This window comes from Siminovitchia jepli, assembly GCF_047228825.1.
Classification (GTDB): Bacteria; Bacillota; Bacilli; order Bacillales; family Bacillaceae_C; genus Siminovitchia.
In genome coordinates, this window is sequence record NZ_JBFEGN010000039.1 from 15,384 (window position 1) to 35,818 (window position 20,435).

Annotated in this window: 17 protein-coding genes; 2 read left to right on the forward strand and 15 right to left on the reverse strand. The window is 48.6% G+C overall.

What is annotated here, in order from left to right; genetic code table 11:
• Window positions 1-9 precede the first annotated feature (9 nt).
• The 14 genes from AB1L08_RS13235 to AB1L08_RS13300 form a co-directional block, all read right to left on the reverse strand.
• Window positions 10-975: a phosphotriesterase family protein gene (locus tag AB1L08_RS13235; RefSeq protein ID WP_413065138.1), complete on the reverse strand. Its 966-nt coding sequence runs from the start codon at window positions 973-975 to the stop codon at window positions 10-12.
• Window position 976: 1 nt separating this feature from the next.
• Window positions 977-1,933 (reverse strand): phosphoglycerate dehydrogenase, encoded by a 957-nt coding sequence (locus AB1L08_RS13240; protein WP_413065153.1) that lies wholly within the window; start codon window positions 1,931-1,933, stop codon window positions 977-979.
• Window positions 1,934-2,059: 126 nt separating this feature from the next.
• Window positions 2,060-3,088, reverse strand: coding sequence for a zinc-dependent alcohol dehydrogenase (locus tag AB1L08_RS13245; protein ID WP_413065139.1), 1,029 nt, complete (start codon window positions 3,086-3,088; stop codon window positions 2,060-2,062).
• 13 nt (window positions 3,089-3,101) lie between these two features.
• The gene (locus AB1L08_RS13250; protein ID WP_413065140.1) at window positions 3,102-4,136 is read right to left on the reverse strand and encodes a zinc-binding dehydrogenase; all 1,035 of its coding nucleotides are present in this window, start codon (window positions 4,134-4,136) and stop codon (window positions 3,102-3,104) included.
• A 21-nt stretch (window positions 4,137-4,157) separates the two neighbouring features.
• Window positions 4,158-5,117, reverse strand: a complete 960-nt coding sequence (locus AB1L08_RS13255; RefSeq protein ID WP_413065141.1) for an ABC transporter permease — start codon at window positions 5,115-5,117, stop codon at window positions 4,158-4,160.
• A 5-nt stretch (window positions 5,118-5,122) separates the two neighbouring features.
• Entirely contained in the window at window positions 5,123-6,604 is a 1,482-nt protein-coding gene (locus tag AB1L08_RS13260; RefSeq protein ID WP_413065142.1) for a sugar ABC transporter ATP-binding protein, read from the reverse strand.
• A 209-nt stretch (window positions 6,605-6,813) separates the two neighbouring features.
• Window positions 6,814-7,896: a substrate-binding domain-containing protein gene (locus AB1L08_RS13265; protein ID WP_413065143.1), complete on the reverse strand. Its 1,083-nt coding sequence runs from the start codon at window positions 7,894-7,896 to the stop codon at window positions 6,814-6,816.
• A gap of 172 nt (window positions 7,897-8,068) precedes the next feature.
• On the reverse strand, window positions 8,069-8,845 hold the full coding sequence (locus tag AB1L08_RS13270) for a glucose 1-dehydrogenase (RefSeq protein WP_413065144.1): 777 nt from the start codon (window positions 8,843-8,845) through the stop codon (window positions 8,069-8,071).
• A 98-nt stretch (window positions 8,846-8,943) separates the two neighbouring features.
• On the reverse strand, window positions 8,944-9,873 hold the full coding sequence (pfkB, locus tag AB1L08_RS13275; RefSeq protein WP_413065145.1) for a 1-phosphofructokinase: 930 nt from the start codon (window positions 9,871-9,873) through the stop codon (window positions 8,944-8,946).
• 12 nt (window positions 9,874-9,885) lie between these two features.
• Complete coding sequence (locus tag AB1L08_RS13280) at window positions 9,886-10,938, reverse strand: galactitol-1-phosphate 5-dehydrogenase (RefSeq protein WP_413065146.1); 1,053 nt, start codon at window positions 10,936-10,938, stop codon at window positions 9,886-9,888.
• Window positions 10,939-11,034: 96 nt separating this feature from the next.
• Window positions 11,035-12,519 carry a xylulokinase gene (locus AB1L08_RS13285; protein ID WP_413065147.1) on the reverse strand — a complete coding sequence of 495 codons (1,485 nt, stop codon included), beginning with the start codon at window positions 12,517-12,519 and terminating at the stop codon, window positions 11,035-11,037.
• A gap of 9 nt (window positions 12,520-12,528) precedes the next feature.
• Window positions 12,529-13,392, reverse strand: coding sequence for a class II fructose-bisphosphate aldolase (locus AB1L08_RS13290; RefSeq protein WP_413065148.1), 864 nt, complete (start codon window positions 13,390-13,392; stop codon window positions 12,529-12,531).
• Window positions 13,392-14,927, reverse strand: a complete 1,536-nt coding sequence (xylB, locus tag AB1L08_RS13295) for a xylulokinase (RefSeq protein WP_413065149.1) — start codon at window positions 14,925-14,927, stop codon at window positions 13,392-13,394. Before xylB ends, AB1L08_RS13290 begins: the two co-directional genes overlap by 1 nt.
• A gap of 75 nt (window positions 14,928-15,002) precedes the next feature.
• Window positions 15,003-15,758, reverse strand: a complete 756-nt coding sequence (locus AB1L08_RS13300) for a GntR family transcriptional regulator (RefSeq protein WP_413065154.1) — start codon at window positions 15,756-15,758, stop codon at window positions 15,003-15,005.
• A gap of 332 nt (window positions 15,759-16,090) precedes the next feature.
• On the opposite strand from AB1L08_RS13300, the gene AB1L08_RS13305 reads away from it, so the two are divergent.
• The gene (locus AB1L08_RS13305) at window positions 16,091-16,960 is read left to right on the forward strand and encodes a D-psicose 3-epimerase (protein ID WP_413065150.1); all 870 of its coding nucleotides are present in this window, start codon (window positions 16,091-16,093) and stop codon (window positions 16,958-16,960) included.
• Window positions 16,961-17,221: 261 nt separating this feature from the next.
• Window positions 17,222-18,517 carry an IS1380 family transposase gene (locus AB1L08_RS13310; protein WP_413065151.1) on the forward strand — a complete coding sequence of 432 codons (1,296 nt, stop codon included), beginning with the start codon at window positions 17,222-17,224 and terminating at the stop codon, window positions 18,515-18,517.
• A gap of 256 nt (window positions 18,518-18,773) precedes the next feature.
• Here AB1L08_RS13310 and AB1L08_RS13315 read toward each other — a convergent pair whose 3' ends face one another.
• Entirely contained in the window at window positions 18,774-19,649 is an 876-nt protein-coding gene (locus tag AB1L08_RS13315; protein ID WP_413065152.1) for a hypothetical protein, read from the reverse strand.
• Window positions 19,650-20,435 lie beyond the last annotated feature (786 nt).

Here is a 20,435-nt window from a genome sequence, read left to right on the forward strand (position 1 = left end):
ACACTCCTTTTAGTATCGCTTGCTGAAGGCCTTTGCCGGGTTAACATGCATCATCTTCCATATCTGCTCTTCTGTCACACCCGACTCCCGAAGAAGCGGAAGAAATGTGCCCTGCAGATGATCCAGGCCGATATCGCCCCCATAGCTTTTCATCCGCTTCCGGGTTGTATCAAGTCCCAGAAGAATCTGGTCCTCGTGCCCATGGTCAATCAGCATCCGGATGAGCTTCACTTCATCCTCATCTGAATGGTACTTAAACCTGCCGATCGTATCGAGTTCAACATAGACGCCGGTCCCCGCCACATGCAGCAGGTAGTCCGCATTCTCCATCTTTCGGTCGAGATGGCAGATGATGAGCCGGTCCTCCGGAATACCCCAATCGGTGTAGAGCTTGATCTGGTCAAGGGCGCCGTGCCCTAACTCCGTATGGCTCATAATCGGTGCGCCCGTCTTAAGTGAGGCAAGGGCGGCTGCCCGGAATAGCCGGAAGTAAGGGCCCGCTGTACCTGTCATATCGGCTGCCGTCTTAATCAGACCGGCCCTGGCATCAATTCTTTCGGTAGGCCAAGCATTCTCTCCGTCCGTAAACATGCCGTTTTCAATTTCATCAATGAAAAGAGCGGCAAGCTTTTCCGCAGAAGTCTCCAAAATCCAGTGTTTCTCCGGATAAAACCCAAGCTTATGGAACCCGGTGGATGACAGGATGTGAAGACCCGTCTCTTCTGCCAATCGAAGAAGAAGTGCAGCGTCCCGTCCGCTTCCGACCGGCTGGGCATCTACGATCGTTCGGCCGCCCAGTTCCATAAACACCTCTACCTCAGCCTTCGTCTTTTCATATTCATCCAGGAGAAGCGACGGATCCATCATTTTCGGCTGCCCCTTTTTAATAAACAAATGCTCATGACTGTGACAAATACCCATTTCAGAAGCTGGAATATCTCCTCTGACCGTCGTGATGATCCGATCCTTTGTCATTTCACTCGCCGTCCTTCAGCATTTCAAGCAGATTCTCTGTCGACTTAACCGCCATCCGCTCGACTGCTTCTTTCGTAAATGCTCCAAGGTGTGGCGTAAGCAAAAAGTTCGGAAGGCTGACAAGCGGATCACCTTCTTCCGGCGGCTCCATAGAGTACACGTCCTGCGCAGCGACGGCAATCCGGCCATTCTTCAATGCTTCATAGAGTGCAGCTTCGTCGACGAGTTCTCCGCGGGCTGTATTGATGAGAATGGATGTCGGCTTCATTTTGGCTAAAACTCCGGCGTTGATCATATGCTTCGTGTCGTTCGTCACCGGGAGATGAAGCGTAACTAAATCGGCAGATCTTATGAGCGCATCAAAATCGTTTGTTCGCTTCACGCCATATGCCTCGATGAATTCCGGATCGTTGAAGAATGGGTCATAAATTGTAACCTCCATCTGGAGACCGCGGCACCGTTTGGCGACTTCCTTCCCGATCTGACCGCCGCCAATGACGGCGAGATGCTTGCCAGTTAATTCAGTACCCATGAGACGATCCCATTTAAAGCCTTTTACCGTAAAAATATGGCGGGACAGATAACGGGCACTTTCAAACATGAGACCCACCGCAAGCTCTGCAACAGAAATGCTGTTCGTTCCAACAGCATTTCTCACCTTAATCCCAAGCTGTTCCGCCCGCTCCAGGTCGATGTTGTCCATTCCAACGCCGTACTTGGAAACAGCCTTCAGGTCAGTGCATGCCTCAAGAACACGAGCCGGAAGCGGATCAACACCAACAATAATGCCCTCAACACCTGCTTTTGCCGCTTCAAGAATATCCTCTTCCGAAAGAGTCCGGCCACTCGTATTTAAGACGACCTCATATCCGGCAGCTTCTAGCATTTCAATCGGCTTCTCTTTGTACTTTTGAAAGGATTTCGGGGTAATCAGTACCTTTTTCGCCAATCGCTTCACCTTCATTTTCTTTAATTCACTTTTATGTTACATTACTATGTCATAACATTCAAATGTTTATAATACAAAACCAAATGGGGCCAGGCCCACTCCTGCATTGTACATTGCATTCCAAAATTTAGCCGATTACGGCTCCATGTCGATGATGACCTTCATGACCCGGTCCTTTTGGTTATCAATGAGATCATATGCATCTGCGTAATCCTCGAACCGGACATGGTTTGTAATAAGTGACTTCAGGTCAATCTTTCCGGCTTTAACGAGGTCTACTGCTATGTCAAAATCAACCGATTGGTACATGGCGCTCCCTAAAATCATCAGTTCGTGATCCTGTACAAAGCCCATGTTTACCTCGGTCAGGTCGGCAACGACGCCTACCACGACAATCGTACTTCCTTTCCGGGCGACTTCGATTGATTGTGCCACAGTAGTGCTTGAGCCTACACATTCGAAGATGACGTCTGCCTTGCGGTCTCCGAACTGCCGGACGATGCCTTCTGAAAGGTTTTCCGTTTTCCCATTAATCGTTTCGATACCACACTGCTCCGCCATTTTGAGACGTGTCTCGCTCAGTTCGGATACGACCACTTTTGCTGCACCAAACGCTTTGGCAGTTTGCGCAACCAAATTCCCGATCGGACCGCCGCCAATAACAAGCACGTTTAGTCCTTCAATGGACGGCACTCGGCGCACTGCGTGAACAGCAACCGCGAGCGGCTCAACCATCGCTCCTTCCTCGTGGTCCAGTGATTCCGGAAGAAGAGTTGCTTTATCCGCATCAACCACGAAAAAATCGCTTGCCATGCCTGTCGTCTGAAATCCCATTACCTTCAGCTCTTCACAAACATGGTACATGCCGTTTTGGCAAGGGAAGCATTTGCCGCAAACGACCTGCGGCTGGATCGTTACCTTGTTGCCGGGCTGGATGCCTTCGACCTCTTTGCCTACTTCAACCACTTCCGCAGAAATTTCATGTCCTTGCACAACCGGGTAGGATGTATACGGGTGTTTTCCGTGATTGACATGGATATCCGAGCCGCAGACGCCAATATTTTTGATCTTAATCTTGATCTGCCGGTCTCCGACTTTCGGAACGTCAACTTCCCTAAACTGAATTTTTCCCGGTTCCGTCATGACCGCCTGTCTCATCTTCATGGCATTCACTCCGTCATTCAAATTTAATAATTACTTTCTTGGATGTTTTCCCGTCAAGATAGTTTTGGAACGCGTCCAGCACATGCTCAAAGTCTACGATTTCTGAAATAAACTCCGAGAGTACCAGTTTTCCGTCAGCCACCCAATCCAGCACCTGTTGATGGCAATCGGCTTCTTCTGTCTTATAAGGCATCTGCTGGAAGTTCAGCTTCCAGTTATATGGTCCATCCCCAAAATCGAACTTGATTTGATTCACCTTTGGAACCCCATAGCATAGAATCTCCCCGCGGTCTTTGAGAAGCGTGACCGCCTCATTAAGGATGGATTCCGAACCTACTGCGTCGAGTACGTAATGAACACCGTCCGGGTATACCGAACGAATCTGCTCCCTTACATCTTTTTCTTTGCTATTGATACATTGGGTGGCACCGAACTGTTTCATAAGATTCGCCTTCTCCGAACTGCGGACGATGGCCGTCACTTCTTTGATACCCAATAGCCGCAACAACTTTACAAATGACATCGCAACCGGACCGCTGCCATAGACGACAACTGATTCGTGGGGCCGAATGCCAAAATACAGAATCGTGCTATATACTTCCCTGAGTGTTACTAGAACTGGCGCCTCATATCGATCAATAAAATCCGGAAGTACTTGCTGGGCGTATGCAGCTTCTGGTGCTTCCTCCGACCGATAGGCCGTCAAATCGTCGATGACTCCGTACTCACTAAATGCCCCCCAACCGGAATGAAGCGTACAGCCATCCTTTAAAGGCTCTGGTACGAACGGGAGGATGACAAGGTCCCCTGGCTTGAAGCCCTTTACACCGGCACCCACTTCCACCACTTCACCGACTCCTTCATGTCCAAGGATAAGCGGATAATGGCCGGAATCAAACCCCTTGAACGACTGTCGGATGATTGTCGCATCTGTACCGCAAATACCGCAGCTGACTGTTTTGACGAGTGCCTGTTTTTCCGTAATCTTTGGCCGTTCGATTTCCTCAACTTGCAGGCGGCCATCTTCTGTAACGACTAATGTTTTCATCACAATCCCTCCCGTCCCCGGTTAAATGGTCCGATCTTTCTTGCTTGTCGCAATCTGAAGCAGCACTGCGGCAATAATAATGACACCCTTAATAATGTCCTGCGGATACGACGGAACCGCCATCAGGTTCATAATGTTGCCGATCAGACCCAAAATGAGCGCACCCGCAACCGTGTTCAGGACGAAACCGCGGCCGCCCATCAGACTTGCACCGCCGATCACGACTGCAGCGATAGCGTCAAGCTCCTGCCCGCTTCCAACCGTAGCGCTGCCCGTCGACGAACGGGCGGCGACGAAAACGCCGGCAAGCGCGGCAAGCGCCCCAGAAAGGGCATAGGTAGACATTATATACCGCTTCGTCCGGACACCGGCAAGCTTGAGTGCTGTTTCGTTGCTTCCGATTGCAATAACCTTACGGCCGTAGCCCGTATACCGGTGGATAATTGTAAAGAGGATAATCAGAAGAATAGTAATCCAAATAATCGGGTACATATAGTCTTTACTGACGAGCGTACTAATGGTACCCGGTGCAATCTTGACGGGACGTCCTTCCGTGAGAACAAACGCCGCGCCCCGTGCAATCGTCATCGTTGCAAGGGTGGCGACAAATCCCTGGATGCCTGTATAGGCGACGAGAATTCCCGAAAAGAGGCCAAATACCAGGCCAACAAGGATGGCAACACCAATCGATAACGAGAAGTGAAGGCCCATGTCTGTCATCAGGACAGCCGAAACCGTGGCACCAAGCGCCATAATTGAACCGACAGACAAGTCGATGCCGCCCGCAAGAATGACAAACAAAAGTCCAATTGCCACTAGTATAGGACCGGCCTGCTGCAGCAGAATGTTGCGCAAGTTCATCGTCGTCAGAAACGTGTCGGACAAAAAGGCACTGATGATTACCAGCAATAACAGGATGATAAATGTGTTGTTGTTAATGATAAATTCTTTCCAGTCAAATTTCTTTTTTGTTGCTTCCATCGAAGTTAAACCCCCATCGCGCGTTTGATTAAGTTATTTTCCGTGAGGTTCTCTTTCGCTAATTCTCCGGTGATCCGGCCTTCCCGCATGACGATTGCACGGTCGCATATACCGATAATTTCTGCCATTTCCGACGAGATGATGAGGACACCTACGCCGCGCTCGGCCAATTGGTTAATGATTCGGTAAATTTCCGTTTTCGCCCCTATGTCGACACCACGTGTCGGTTCATCAAGTATGATGATCTTAGTGTCGATTGCGAGCCATTTCGCGAGTGCAACCTTCTGCTGATTCCCGCCGCTAAGACTGTCCGCGTTATCCTCGGTAGATCCGTACTTCGTTGCAATCTGCGCAAGAAGTGACTTAACCTCTTCCTGTTCTTTCCGGTGGTTAATAAACCCATTTCCCTGCTGGGAGACGAGCGTCGTATTGATTCGGATGGGCTGCTTCAGAAGGAGCCCCTGTGTCTTCCGGTCTTCCGGCAGGAGGCCGATACCCAATTTGATTGCCTGCTTCGGATTCTTGATGTTGACTTCCTTCCCGAAATAATAAATCTTGCCAGATGTCTTCTTATCAACACCGAAGATCGCCCGCATCGTCTCCGTCCTTCCGGAGCCAACAAGACCACTAAAACCGAGCACTTCCCCTTTTCTGAGTGTAAAACTCACGTCCTCAACAAGGTCGGCAGTGGATAGGTTTTCGACCCGGAGTATCTCTTCCCCAATCTCGGCATGGCGTTCCGGAAATAGCTGCTCAATTTCTCGGCCGACCATCAGTGTCACGAGGTGCTCTTTTGTAATGGATTGCGTATCCACTGTGTCAACATATTTTCCATCTTTTAAAACCGTAATCCTATCACTGATGGCGAACAGTTCTTCAAGCCGATGCGAAATATAGAGAATCGTCACACCGTCCGCCTTCAGTTTCCGAATAAGATCCAGCAGTTTTTCCGTTTCGGAATGTGTCAGTACGGCCGTCGGTTCATCAAAAACCAAAACTTTCGAATCCTTGGCGAGACATTTGCAGATTTCAACAATCTGCTGATAGGCTACGCTCAACTCCCCGACTTTCATACCTGGGTCAATATGGCCGAATCCGACCCTCTCCAGTTGTTTCTTTGCCCGTTTTTTCAAGTTCTTCCAATTAATAAACAGGCCTGATGACTGCATCTGGTCGATAAAAATGTTTTCCGCAACAGTAAGATCAGGGGCAAGCATAAATTCCTGGTAGATAACCGATATCCCCATGTCTATCATGGTGCGCGGCGTGGCAGTTGTTACTTCCTGGCCATCAATAATGATTGTCCCTTCATCCTTCGTGTACGCTCCCGCCAAAATTTTCATAAGGGTTGATTTACCCGCACCATTCTCCCCGATTAGCGCATGAATTTCGCCGCGCTTCACACTCAGATGCACATCTTCAAGCGCCTTGACGCCTCCAAAACGCTTCGTAATATGGTTCATTTGCACAATATAGTCGGGAGTCATTGTAAGACTTCTCCTTCCTTCGGCTTTTTGAAAAGTAGTTCTTCGTATCGGTTGCTTTCCATTGCAGGCGCTCGGTTCCCCAGTCTGCCGACCCTCCGGCTTGCAAGAGAAACTTCCAAGTCAACCGTTTCAAATTCGCCTTTTCTAAAAAGAAACCCTCCCGGAAGCCGGAAGGGTTTTTGTTCATTACTCAAAACAGATCCGGACGATCAGAAACCGAGTTCGTAGTATTTGTCAACATTATCTTTTATAATTGCTGCCGGTTCCGTCAATGTCACTTCATCATAGCTTTCGGGATCCTTACCGTCAACGAGGATCTCCTTGGCAATTTCCACACCTTTTTCAGCGACCAGGGTCGGGCTGTTCAAGCCAGTACCAAAGTATTTGCCTTCCTTGATGAGATCAAATGCTTTTTTGGCTCCATCGGCTGCCGCAACGATGTCCACACCGTCAATACCGGCGTTTTCAAGTGCTGTTATCGCACCGAAGAGCATCTGGTCGTTCTCACCCAATACCGTTGTCAAGTCGGCGTTCGCAGTGACGAGGTCCTCGGCCGCTTTCAGGCCTTCTTCTTCCGTCCAAGCGCCCCAGCCCTGTCCAACCACAGAGAACTGAGCATCATCGTTGGATGCTTTCCCTTTCGAACTCAACTGCTTTTCAAACTCCTCTGCAAGCTTCCACGCTTCCTCTTCGGATACACCCAGCTTGCCTTCAATGATTCCGGCAAAGAGGCCTGTACGGCGTTCATAACCGGCAACGTTACCTTTCGCTCCGCTCAGAACAATCGACTTGATGGGCTTGTCCCCCATCTTTTTGGCATACTCGAGACCAACGAGACGCCCATTCTGGCGGTTGTCGGAGTAGACCGTCGTAACGTCGTTTGCTTCTTCTGCTACACCGCTGTCAAGGTTGATAACCGGGATTCCGGCTTCCGCCGCACTGTCGATGCTTGGGACGACCGCATCCGGCTCAATTGCATCAAGAAAAATGAGATCCTTTCCTTGGGCGATAAATGTTTCAATATTAGCCGTTTCTTGTTGGACGTCACCATTCGCGTCCAAAACTGTTACATCCCAGCCCTGCTCTTCGCCGTATTTTTCAACTGCTTCCGCCAGTGATACGAAATATGGAGAGTCTTGGGTCTTTAGTGCAAATCCAACTTCAATCTTGTCTCCGCCGCCGCTTTTTTTGCCCTCGCTGCCTTTGGATGAATCGCTGTCTCCGCATGCTGCTGTTAATAATGATGTAGCTAAAACCGCAGAAAAAAGCGCCATTTTCTTATTCTTTTTCACGTAAAACAAACCCCCAGTACGGTTATTTTTTTGTTACATAATTGTATTGTAATGTTACTACAATACGATATATAAATAATATACAAGCTTCTGGGAACGGTTTCAATAGGTATCCATAAATTTTTTAATTTAGTTTTTGGAATTCAAGTACCGCCCTGCTTGTATTGGATATTCAAATGATCGTGAATCCGCCGTCGACAACGAGTTCACATCCGGTTGTAAACGATGCGGAGTCCGACAAAAGATAAATGACTGCTCCGGCGAGTTCCTCTGGCTTGCCAAGCCGTTTCATCGGCGTCAACTCCGCCCACTTTTCACGCCAGTCTTCACGGACAAACGACGTAAGCTCGGTAAACATGTAGCCCGGGCTGATGCAATTGACACGGATTCCATGCTCCGCCCATTCATATGCAAGGGACTTTGTCAGATGCGTCACGCCCGCCTTTGATGTATTGTAGGACGCCTGAAGCTGCGGGTAATTGACGATGATGCCTGACATCGAGGCGGTATTGACAATCGAGCCTTTGATGCCAGTTTCAATCAGGTACTTCCCGAACAGCTGCGCCACATAGTAGACGCCGTTTAGGTTAACGTCGATCACTTTTTTCCATTCTTCCGGACTCGATTCGATGACCGGTTTTTGGATAACGATGCCTGCATTGTTAAAAAGGAGCTCAATCTGCCCCATCTCTTTCACAGCCTGTTTAAGCGCCGTCTTGATCCCTTCATAATCGGTGACATCAACCTGCCGTGAATAGGTCCTCCGGCCATAGGTTTCTGCAATCTCTTTCGCCGCCTGCTCAGCCTTTTTTCCCTGCAGATCAAAGATTACTACATCTGCACCTATAGCGGCGGCGTGATTTGCAATTTCACGGCCGATGCCTTGTGCACCGCCGGTAACAAGAATCGTTTTTCCTTCCAATGAGAATAGTTTCTTCAGCATTTCCATCTTCGTCTTCCACCTTTTCAGTGTAAAATTTAGATAACATTAAGTTCCAGCGCCCCAAGGAATTTTGTTTTCAAATTGGCCTTACCTTTTTATTCAACCTACAGCAGCCGGGAAATCTGAACTTGATTCCAAATCGCCTCCACGTCTTCTGCACGAATGCTGCCAGTAGTTTCAGTAAGAGTGTTGGCTGCAGAGACAGCGATGGCACGGCGAAGGATTGCTTCCGATCCGTCGCCTTTTTGGAGGCCAACGGCGATGGCGGCCACCATGGAGTCGCCTGAACCAACTGTATTGACCGTATGAAGCTTCGGAGGCTTTCCCAGCCAGACCCCGTTTTTTGCCATTAAGAGAGCCCCTTCACTCCCCAGGGAGACAACGACATACCGGACGCCGGCATCTACATATGCCCTGCAGTGGTCGATCAGTTCATCGGCTGATGAATCTTTCTTTCCCATAAGATGTTCAATCTCTTGGCGGTTCGGCTTAATGACGGCCGGAACTGCTTCAATGCCTTTTAACAGTTTCTCCCCGCTCGTATCGAGAATGACAGGCGTCCCAGCTTTTCCAGCAATTTCAGTGAGCTGCGCATAAATATCGTCCGGCATCCCCGGGAGGGCGCTTCCAGAGAGTGTTACGACGTCCGCCTTACTCGCCAGGCGGGTGAAGTGCTCCAAAAATGCGGATACAGTATCCTCCCCGACTTCATTGCCTCCTTCCAAAAGTTCGGTTGATCTGCCGGTGGCGTCGATGATATTCATACAAGTGCGGGATTCAATCGGTGCCTTAAGGAAATCAGTGTTCAATCCTTCCTCTGTCAAAAGATCGCCGATCAACCTCCCTGTGTGTCCGCCGATAAGACCGGTAGCCTTAACCGGCATTCCTATGGCCCTAACAGCACGGGCGACATTTAAACCCTTGCCGCCAGCGGTCGGAATCATTTTCTCGACCCGGTTTACAGCACCGGCTGTAAACTCCGGCACCCGATACGTTTTGTCAAGTGCGACGTTAAGTGTGACCGTCAAAATCATTAGGCATTTCCCTCACTTTCCACTGTCAATCAGGACTTTCCCTTTAACAGCTCCCGGCGTTCGGAACAATGCAAACGCCTCGGCAATCTTGCTCAGCGGAAAGATTTTGAAAATGAGCGACTCATCGATTTGGATATCACCGGAACCAATGTACTTCGCCGCCTCTTTCCATTCCGCGCCCGGGAAGTTCTTGCTATAGGACATCCACGAACCCGTCAGCGTGAATTCTTTCCGGTTCAGTTTTTCCCATTCTTCGATCGAAAAAGTGATTTCCCGCGTCGGTGTGCCGATCAGGCAGACCGAGCCCTTTTTCTTCACCAGCTCAAACGTCAATTTGATTGTGGTGGTGTTGCCCGCCGTTTCGTAGACGAAGTCGAACCGACGGTTCCCGCCGTTTTCGTCTACTAGCAGCTCTAAGAAATTCTCATCCTGCGTATTGATGCATTCATCGGCGCCGAAACGTTTGGCAAGCTCCAGCCGCTCATCGCTGATGTCGAACACCGTGACATGCCCGGCACCCAAAATCTTGAGCCACTGCATCGTAAAAAAGCCAATATTGCCAACCCCAAGAACAGCGACGGAAGAGCCCGGTTTGAAGTCGAGTCGGCGAATGCCATGAAGGGCCACCGTAATGGGCTCAAAGAACGCTCCTTTCCAGAACGGTATCGTATCCTCAAATTTGATGGCGTTCCTGGCTGGAATGACAATGTATTCGGCGAAACTGCCGTCCCGCCGGGATCCGATAAAGCTGTAGTCGCTGCAGAGGGCATAGTCACCGTTTTGACACTGTGCACATTCCATACACGGCAGGAGCGGAGCCCCTGCCACGCGGTTGCCCGGCTTGAGCGTGGTGACGTTTTCGCCGGTTTCCACTACCTCCCCGGAAAATTCATGTCCCAAGATGATAGGATAGTAATGAGCCGCGTTTCCGTTTACCCTGGGAATATCCGAGCCGCAAATACCGGTAAATTTGACGCGTATGAGGACGTCTTCAGGTCCTGGGACCGGACGATCCACTTGTTCATAGATGAGGTTCTGTTTTCCGTGTAATACGCCCGCTTTCATCAATAAGCCTTCTTTCGTTCGAATTTCATGAAGCAAAAAGTGGACGGCTCGATTCCGCAAGCCGTCACTTCATCCATTTTTAGCAGATACACTGACTCAAATAAACATCTCTTCATTCATCAGTTTTGAGAGCTTCAGGTATGTTTGCAAAGAGGATTCATATTGTTTCCGGCGTTTAAGATCCGGCTGATGCTCCCGAAGAATGGTGATGGTGCGCCCGACAGCTTCGTCAAAATCACGATATACGCCGATACCGACACCAGCGAGCAAAGCGGCACCCAACGTCGTCGCCGTGTCAGAACTGGGCACCCGGATGGGGCAGCCTATGACATCTGCGTACATCTGAATCCACATTTCACTATTCGCTGCTCCGCCCATTGCATGGATGTCGAGCTTCCCAATGTCAACGCCCGCCTCCCTTGCGACAAGCAAATTATGGTATACAGAGAAGACAACACCTTCCAACACTGCACGGATAGCATGACCTTTCGTCTGCTTGAAGCTGAGCCCATAAAATACAGCCTTCGCCTTCGGGTTCCAAAGCGGACTGCGCTCACCTGCCAAATACGGCAGAAAAACAACGCCGTCTGAACCTGCCGGGACCGGCTCAGCCAATTTTGTCAATTCACTAAAACTGAGCTCGTCACCGAACTCCTCCCGAAACCAGCGAAGTGCACCACCCCCGCCGACCGTTCCCCCCTGCAATAGATACCGGCCCGGAATGACATGCGGGGAAAAGATCAAATCCGGATGGGCCTTCGGCTCATTTAAACAAATACTGATACCACCCGCCTGCCCGCCTTGAAGCTGCGTCTCATAATGGCCAGTAACGCCGGCTCCAAGTGTTCCGCAAGCGGCGTCCAACCCGCCTGCCACGACGGGTGTACCGGGCTTAAGCCCTGCCTCTTCCGCTGCTTTTTCCGTCACCGTTCCAATCACATCGTGGCAGCAAACAATGTCAGGGACCTTCTCAAGCGGAATGCCTAAGCGTTCTGCCATATCCCCGTCATAACTGAGCGTCACAGGATTATAGAAATGCCATCCGTAGCTCTGGCTTCGGTCGGACGTCATCTTGCCGGTGAGCTTCATCCCGATATAACCATTGCTCTGCAGAAACTTGTATGTCCTTTCGAACAGCTCCGGCATGTACTCTCGGAACCACAACACCTTCGGCGTCGAATACGCGGGGGAAAACGTGTTGCCGGACACCTGGAAGATGTCCTCTTTCGGGATGTCACTCAGTACCCGTTCAGAAAGTTCAGTTGCCCGCGTATCAAGCCAAGTGGGCGCCCGATGGAGGACATGGCCTTCCTCATCGACCGGAATGACAGACCAACTTTGACCGGCAAGGCCAATGCCAGCAATTTCGGCCGGATCAACGTTCCCACAGCGCAGGCAATCGCGAACCGCCCGGCAGACGCCGCTCCACCAATCCTCGGGGTCCTGCTCCACCCATCCGTGTTCTGGGTAATAGAGCGGATAGTCGGCGGAGGCTTGGGCGACGACTTGACCATCCCTCCGGAAGACAGCTACTTTGCATGACGATGTTCCAATATCAATTCCAAGCAATAGTCGTTCCATCGTTAACCTCTACTTTTTAAAATTTCGCGCCTGTCCCTGGCTGCCGCTCGTCAGCATTTTTTCCTTTGCAACATTTTTTACCTTGTCTCTCGCATAGCCGGTAAATTTCTTCGGATCAACGAAGTCGTGTTCAATCGTGAAATATTCCTTCACTGCTTCAGTAAAGGCGATGCGGAGTTCAGTCGCGTAGTTGATTTTACTGATGCCGCTCCTGATACAGTTTTTGATCTCTTGTTCTGAAAGCCCTGATGCACCATGAAGGACAAGAGGAACATTAACGCTTTCGCGAAGAACGCCAAGAAGTTCAAGGTCAAGGTTTGGCTTGCCGCGGTAGACACCGTGTGCGGTCCCGATTGAGACTGCAAGCGAATGAACCCCGGTCTGTTCAACGAAGACTATTGCCTCTTCCGGTTTCGTATAACCGTCCGTTCCGTAATCCGGATCGCCCGGCTTGCCGCCAACATTGCCCAACTCTGCTTCAACGGAGACACCAACCGGCCGACTGATGTCGACAACCGCCTTTGTTTGCCGCACATTTTCATCAAACGGTTGTTTTGAGGCGTCAATCATGACCGACGTGTAGCCTGCACGAATCGCCTTCAAGGCAAGTTCCGTCCCGTCACCGTGATCGAGATGGAGCGCCACCGGTACTGTCGCATGCTTTAAAGCCGCTTTGACCATTGCATAGTAATAATCCATTTGGGCGTATTTCACCGTATTGGCCGACGTTTGGATAATGACCGGCGAACCGGTCTCTTCCGCTGCCTCTATGACCGCCTGTACCATTTCCATATTTTCTATATTAAATGCACATACCGCATACCCATGCTCGCGGGCATGCTTCAGAATTTCTTCGCCTGTTATGAGTGCCATCAATTGACCGCTCCTTCAGCATGATGTTTTTCAAAGACCGGCCGGAGCGCAAAGTAGAAATCGTTGAATCTCTGCTTCGCCTGTTCGTACACGCTGGTGTTTTCCGGATTATGTTGCTGCGAACCCTCAATTGTGATGAACCGGTCAACAACATGGAAGTCATCGAACAGACCGGCACCGACACCGCCGATAATCGCGGCACCCATCGAACCTGCTTCATCAAGGATGGCCGGCACTTTCACTGGCAGCGCAAACACGTCCGCCATAATTTGCCGCCAGGCCGGACTCTTCGCCCCACCGCCGATAATGGTTAATTCGTTAATCTCGATGGGCTGCTTGAGGACATCAAGGATGATTCCGAGGTTGTACGTCACTCCTTCGACAACGCTTCTTAACATATCCGCACGCGTCGTCTCGGACGTGATGCCAATGTATGAGCCCTTCGATGCCGCATCCCAGCGCGGTGCCCGCTCGCCCAACAAATACGGGAGAAATAGGAGGCCGTTTGAGCCCGGCGGAGCCTGTTCAATCTGCTCGTTGATCAGATCATAGACCGATTTGCCGCCCTGTCTGGACGCTTCACGCTCGCTCGTGCAAATTATCTCTTTCATCCAGTCAAACGCCCCGCCGGCATATTGCATCGTGCCGTTCGGTGCGTAATAGCCCGGGATCGCATGCGCCCACGTGACCGTCCGCATCTCGGGATCGAAGATCGGCTTTTTTGCTGTCGTCGTCACCCATGCGGACGTGCCAAGGGAGCAGTACGTCTTTCCTTCCTCGACCGATCCCGCTCCAATGTTCGCCGTGACGCCGTCTCCGGCACCGATAACGACTTTCGTTCCCGGTGCCATGCCAGTCATTTTGGCCGCCTCTTCCGTCACATTGCCTGCTACGAATGTCGATGGCTGCAGGTCCGGCAATTTCGCCGGGTCAATGCCGCTCGCCTCCAAGATTCGGTCGGACCATTTCAGATTTTCAAGGTCAAAACAGCCCATTCCGTTGCCGTCGGAGTAGTCCGTGACAAACGTGCCGGTGAGCTTATAGACGATGTAATCCTTCGCATTCAGCACCTTATACGTCTTCTCATACGTATCCGGCTCATTGTCCCGGATCCACATGAGTTTCTGGATTCCATACGACGGGGTATTCCGGTGACCGACGATCCGATAGAACTCTTCCTGTGTAAGGTGTTGTTCGAGAGCTTTTACCTGCTTAGTCGCGCGCTGGTCCGCCCAGATAATCGAGTCGCGGAGTGGCTTGCCGTTCTTGTCGACACAAAGGCAGCCCATCATCTGGCCGCTAAAGCTGACAACCTTGATCTCTTCCGGGTTGATGCGGAGTCCGTTGATCAGCTCTTTTGTTGAGAGACAAACCGCCTTCCACCAGTCTTCCGGATTTTGCTCCACCCATTTTTCGTTAAAGTAATGCGTATCATAAGACGCAATGCGGCTGCCGACCATTTTGCCATCTGTTGAGAACAGCGAAGCCTTGTTCCCCGACGTACCAAGGTCGTGTGCCAAAATGTACTCTGTCATTCGGCTTCCCCCTATTTCATTTTTGTTTATCCCGCTTTAACTGGCAGTAAGACCCCCACCGATTGAAGTTTCGCTCTATTTCGCGGTGATGACGATTTCAAAGCGGTTTTTGTCTCCCCGGTAGCGGGCGACGGAATATTCGATTGGCTCGTCGTTCATGTTGTAGCCGATCGACAGGAACTTCTGGATGGCGCTTCCCGGTACAACGCCAAGGTTTTCGACATCGTAGTCGTTAGCTTCCACCGCCTCGATAAAGCGACGGATTTTGTGGATGGAGGTCTCGTTTTTTGAGGCGAGCACCGGATAGAGCGACTCCTTAACGAGATCATGGTCGAGGACGAAGCTGCACCGGTCATACGGGAGGTACGTCTTCACCATGACAATCGGTTCGTTGTCGGCGAACCGGCGGCGATGGATATAAATTACCTTATCCTTCTTCTGGAGCTTCAGATGCTCCGCCACCGGCTCGGGCGCATTTATAACCTTGAAGTCGAGCACTTCCGTGGTCGGATTCATGCCGAGTGCACGGATCTGGTCGTTGAAGGAACCAAGCGCCTGGATGAAACTCTGCGAGATTTTTGGGGTCCGGACAAAAGTTCCCTTGCTCTTCATGCGGTATAACCAGCCTTCCTGAACCAGTTCGGTGATCGCTTGACGAACGGTCGTCCGGCTGAGGTCATACATCTCGCTCAGTTCCTTTTCGGTCGGAATGGCATCCTCCACTTTGTATATGCCGTCTTGAATCTGCTTCAGGATCAGTTCCTTCAGCTGAAAATAAAGCGGAATCGGGACTGATTTATCCAGTTTGTATTTTGATTTTTTATTATTCACCAATTCTATTGCACCTCAGTATCCACTCACTGCCGGATTCCCGGCGGTAATTTCTTATGTTTTAAAAAAAAAAAAAAGAGATCGTTTTCACAATCAGTATATACCAGTTGGTCATTATATTGCAATATCATAACAAAGAAAAAAGCTTTTTGAATGTGGTTCATTTTTTGCCAAAGCGTGATAACCTTACATGTGGTATAATGCCCCTATTGTTATAAATTTTCGTATGGCTCTTGGTTATGGGAAGTTTTCAAGCCCACCTGAATCCTTCAAAGGTTTTTTTACATATCGCAATTTGCTTATTGATGTTCACAATCAAAGGGGGAATATGCATGAAATACGGAGTCTATTTTGCATACTGGGAAGATGAATGGGACGTTGATTTTGAAAAGTATGTGGGGAAAGTGAAGAAGTTGGGATTTGACATTCTTGAAGTGGCAGCATTGGGACTCGTTCATCTGCCGGACGAAAAATTGGAACGGCTGAAAAACCTTGCCGAAGAACACGGCATCATCCTTACTGCCGGAATTGGCCTGCCGAAAGAGTACGATGTCTCGTCGAGCGATAAAACAATCCGCCAAAACGGTATTACCTTCATGAAAAAAGTAATGGACGCAATGCAAAAGGCCGGCATCGACCGGATCGGCGGCACGGTTTATTCTTACTGGCCAGTTGATTACAGTGATCCGATAGAAAAGGAAACCGCCCGCATGCACAGCATCGAAAGCATCCGGAAATTGGCAGAATATGCACGGCAGTATGACATCACGCTCCTTATCGAAACATTAAACCGGTTCGAACAGTTCCTTCTCAATGATGCCGAGGAAGCGGTCGCTTATGTTAAAGAAGTCAACGAGCCGAACGTGAAGGTCATGCTTGATACATTCCACATGAATATCGAAGAAGACAACATCCCGAATGCCATTCGCTATACCGGAAAACACCTTGGACATTTGCACATTGGCGAAGCGAACCGGAAAGTTCCGGGCAAGGGGTCCATGCCATGGAAGGAAATTGGACAAGCCCTGAAAGACATCGGCTACGACGACTACGTCGTCATGGAACCATTCGTTAAAACCGGCGGCCAGGTTGGCCGGGACATCAAGGTGTGGCGGGATCTGTCAGGAAACGCGACGGACGAACAGCTGGATAGAGAATTGGCGGAGTCGCTGGAATTTGTCAAGAAAGCGTTTGGGGATTGAGAGAATCATTTGTCATCACATTAATTACCCGAAAAAAAGAGCTTTAGGCAGCCTAAAGCTCTTTTTTAAAAGGAAATAAATTTGCTCTTTCCCAAATTTGACCAATCTGGCTTTTAACCTCTGACTTCCTAAAAAAGAATGTGTTAGCATTATCCTGAATTACGAAAGTAAGAACTAGTTTATAAATACAAAAAGGGCTCCAGCCTTTGGTATAATTAGGTTTGCGAAACTAAAATACCCAAAGAAAGGAGCACCCTTGAGGTGAAGTTTACCACAAACCTATCAAATATTAAAGCTAACTTTAATTTAAAAAATGCCACCAATCATGCGGGACTGCTTCCTTTCCTTCAGTTTTTGAAAAAAGTGGAGCTTGAAAGCACTTTTCGTTGTTTTGATTCCATCAAGAAAGGCAATTCAAGGTTTCCGTTTCGCAAGATTATTGTCTATTTGATTATTGGATGGGTGGCTTCCTGCAGCCGGCTTTTTCACTTCCGTTCCCTGCAAAAGGATGCTTTGATCCAGCAGTTTATGGGCTGCAGTTACCCACATTATTCTTTATTGGGCAAAGATTTGAGATTTGCCAAATGTAATGTGCAGCTGGACATTAAAGAACTGATGCACGATATTATTGAACCTGCCCTGCCACCCTCTTTAATCCTGGACTTTGATTCGACCGTCGAGACTGTCTATGGGCATCAGGAATTGGCCAAAACAGGAGCTAATCCTCATAAACCCGGGCGTAAAAGCTACCATCCCCTGCTTGTCTATGAAGGGCAGACCCGTCTATGCCTGAATGCTGTCCTGCGGCCCGGAAACCGGCATACTGCCGACAATGCTATTGAGTTTGTGAAAGAGACACTGAATCTGCTCTCTGAGTCCCAGACCGTCTCGTATGCCCGCTTTGACAAGGGTTTTGCCGGGGAAGAATTTTATAGCTACTGGGAAGGAAAGCACATTGACTATGCCGGTAAATTGAAATGGACAGGCCGGCTGGCCAAAGCCATCTATGACGATCCAGAACCATGGACCCGGTTCGTTGATGAAGACACCGTCATTGAAGGCAAGACAATCGACTATCAAGCTACTTCCTGGGATAAGCCAAGACGTGTTTCGGTAATCCGAAAAGCCGATCGGTATGAGATGGACCAACTGCAGTTTATAGATTTTATTTGGGAACATGAAGCGATTGTCCATACCATGAATTGGCCTCCAATGGACATTTGGCGTTTTTACAACCAAAGGGCCTGCATGGAAAACTACATCAAGGAAGCCAAATACGGGTTTTCGATTAACCGGATTCCAACGGGTTCATTTAAGGCCAACGAGCTGGACCTGTTGATCAAGTTATTTGCGTATAACCTGTTCGAACTTTTTAAGAAGGATCATTGCCCTGCCCCTATGAAAAGCTATACCATCCAAAGATTCCGCAGGGAAATCGTTCAAGCAGCAGGATTATTCGTCTATCATGCCAGACAAATCATGTTAAAGATTCAGGAAGGCTACCTTCATAAAAAGGTTTTTATGAACATGGTTCAAAGCGTACAGCAGCTTGAGTGACTGGCAGTAACTGAATAAATTGGAAATTCATGGCCTCTTCATTTTGGGGAGGGGGAAGTTATATCCAATTTGCCGGATTAAAGGATTTTTGATAGCCAAATTTACAAAATTTTACCAGATAGCCCCAAAATTAATGTTCAGTAAATTTACTTTCGTAATTTGGGATTATTTCTTATTTCCATTGCAGCAGTATAGCTCCCGCCCTTTTAGAGATCTAACGATTTGCGGTTATTTTTTTGGAGAAGAGGGAATCCAATTATCTTTGTGCCTTTGTTTTAAATTTCTTGTATTTCTGATTAAATTCTTCTTCCGTTACTTCATGAAATGACAGTTTTTCATCAGTTGTCCAAAAAGATAAGTCAAAACCAGTGGCCTCATGAAAATTCCCCTCCAACTTTACTGCTTTTCCGTTTACAGTGGTGAAGAACTCCACCATATGTCCGTCTGTGATTCCGTTCAAAACATATCTGGTTTCTTCGTACGGGTTGTTTTCATTCCCCGTGTCAGCCATCATCAGAAGAGAACCTGTCAGTTCACCTTGGCGAAGCGCCTCGTCGATTTTTATGAACAGCTGAAACGAGCCGTTGTCCGCGGAATAAAGATATCCGTAAACACTTTCAAGGTCGGAGAAAAATTTGTTTAGACGGTCTTTTTCTTTTTCTTCTGATTGATCGATAGCAGTTTGCAGCTCTTCTTGTATCGCTTTTACATATTCATCGAGTTCTTCGTCGTCTACTGCCTTGTATGATTTATTGCCTTGTTCACCTTGCTTTTTTACTATAAGATCCGCCCCGGAAAACCAAGCGTCAAACGTCATGTCCACGCCATTATTTACCTTTAATTCGTACCCTTTCCCGGTTTTCTCTCCTGTCACGGAGTAATCCTTTACCTTCATAAACGGTACTTCCCCGATTTCTTCTTTGATGTTCCGTTGATAAAATTTACCTTCCACTTTCCCTTTTCGACTGGCCAATTCGAGCCAATAAAGAGTACCGGCATCCTTGTGTACAAATGCGGCGGATTTGTTCAGCGGGTCCTTCCGGTCTTTCACCTCGGCAGCTGCCCACCAAAATGCTGCGCCAATCAGCAACCCAATGAGTACTGCTGCTCCCAAGCTTTTTAATTTTTTCATTTACCCCTCCTATGAGCAACAAAAGGATGATAGCGATATCAATTTAAATCCCAAATTACGAAAGTAATTCAGCGCCCAAATTTATTAAAAAAATGGAAAATTGGACAGTTCTTCCCCTCCCCAAAATGAAAGGGCCAGGAATTACAATTTATTCAGTTACAGCTGGTCATTCAAGTTGTTTTCTGCCATGTGTGGGGCGTAGATATTACATACATCGGCATGGGCCGGGGATTTATGTACCTATTTATTATTAGCAACTGTTCAGCCGCAAAGTGATATAAAAAAGGGAAATATCCTTTTATAGTGGAAGTTATTTAAAAAGGGTGGTTTTTATCTTTAGAGTATATGTATCTAGCTCCTGAACAAATTTCTATAATTAAAGGACAATAGCATAACGATTACTCAAGGGTGGTTGGCGCACTCCTGAAAGGAGGTGTTGTTAATGACAGTTGCAGAAGGATTAGCTAATGATTAGTTTCGGAGCTTTAATAGTTGCGATTATGTTAGAAAAAAACAGTGAAAAATAAAACCCACCCTTGAGTGTAGAGCAATCAGGGCGGGCACTACCATCACAGGAAGTGGGTAAAGAAACTTAAAGAACACAAAGTGTTCCAAAGCATGTCCCGTAAAGGAAACTGCATAGACAACTCGCCGAGGAAAATTTCTTCGAATACCGTTTTCACACTAGCCAATTGACTACTTTATAAAACTCTACCCTGAAAATATAACTAACGAACTGCTAAAAAAAGCAATACTAAGCTAACCGGCTATACCCTAATTTCCAGA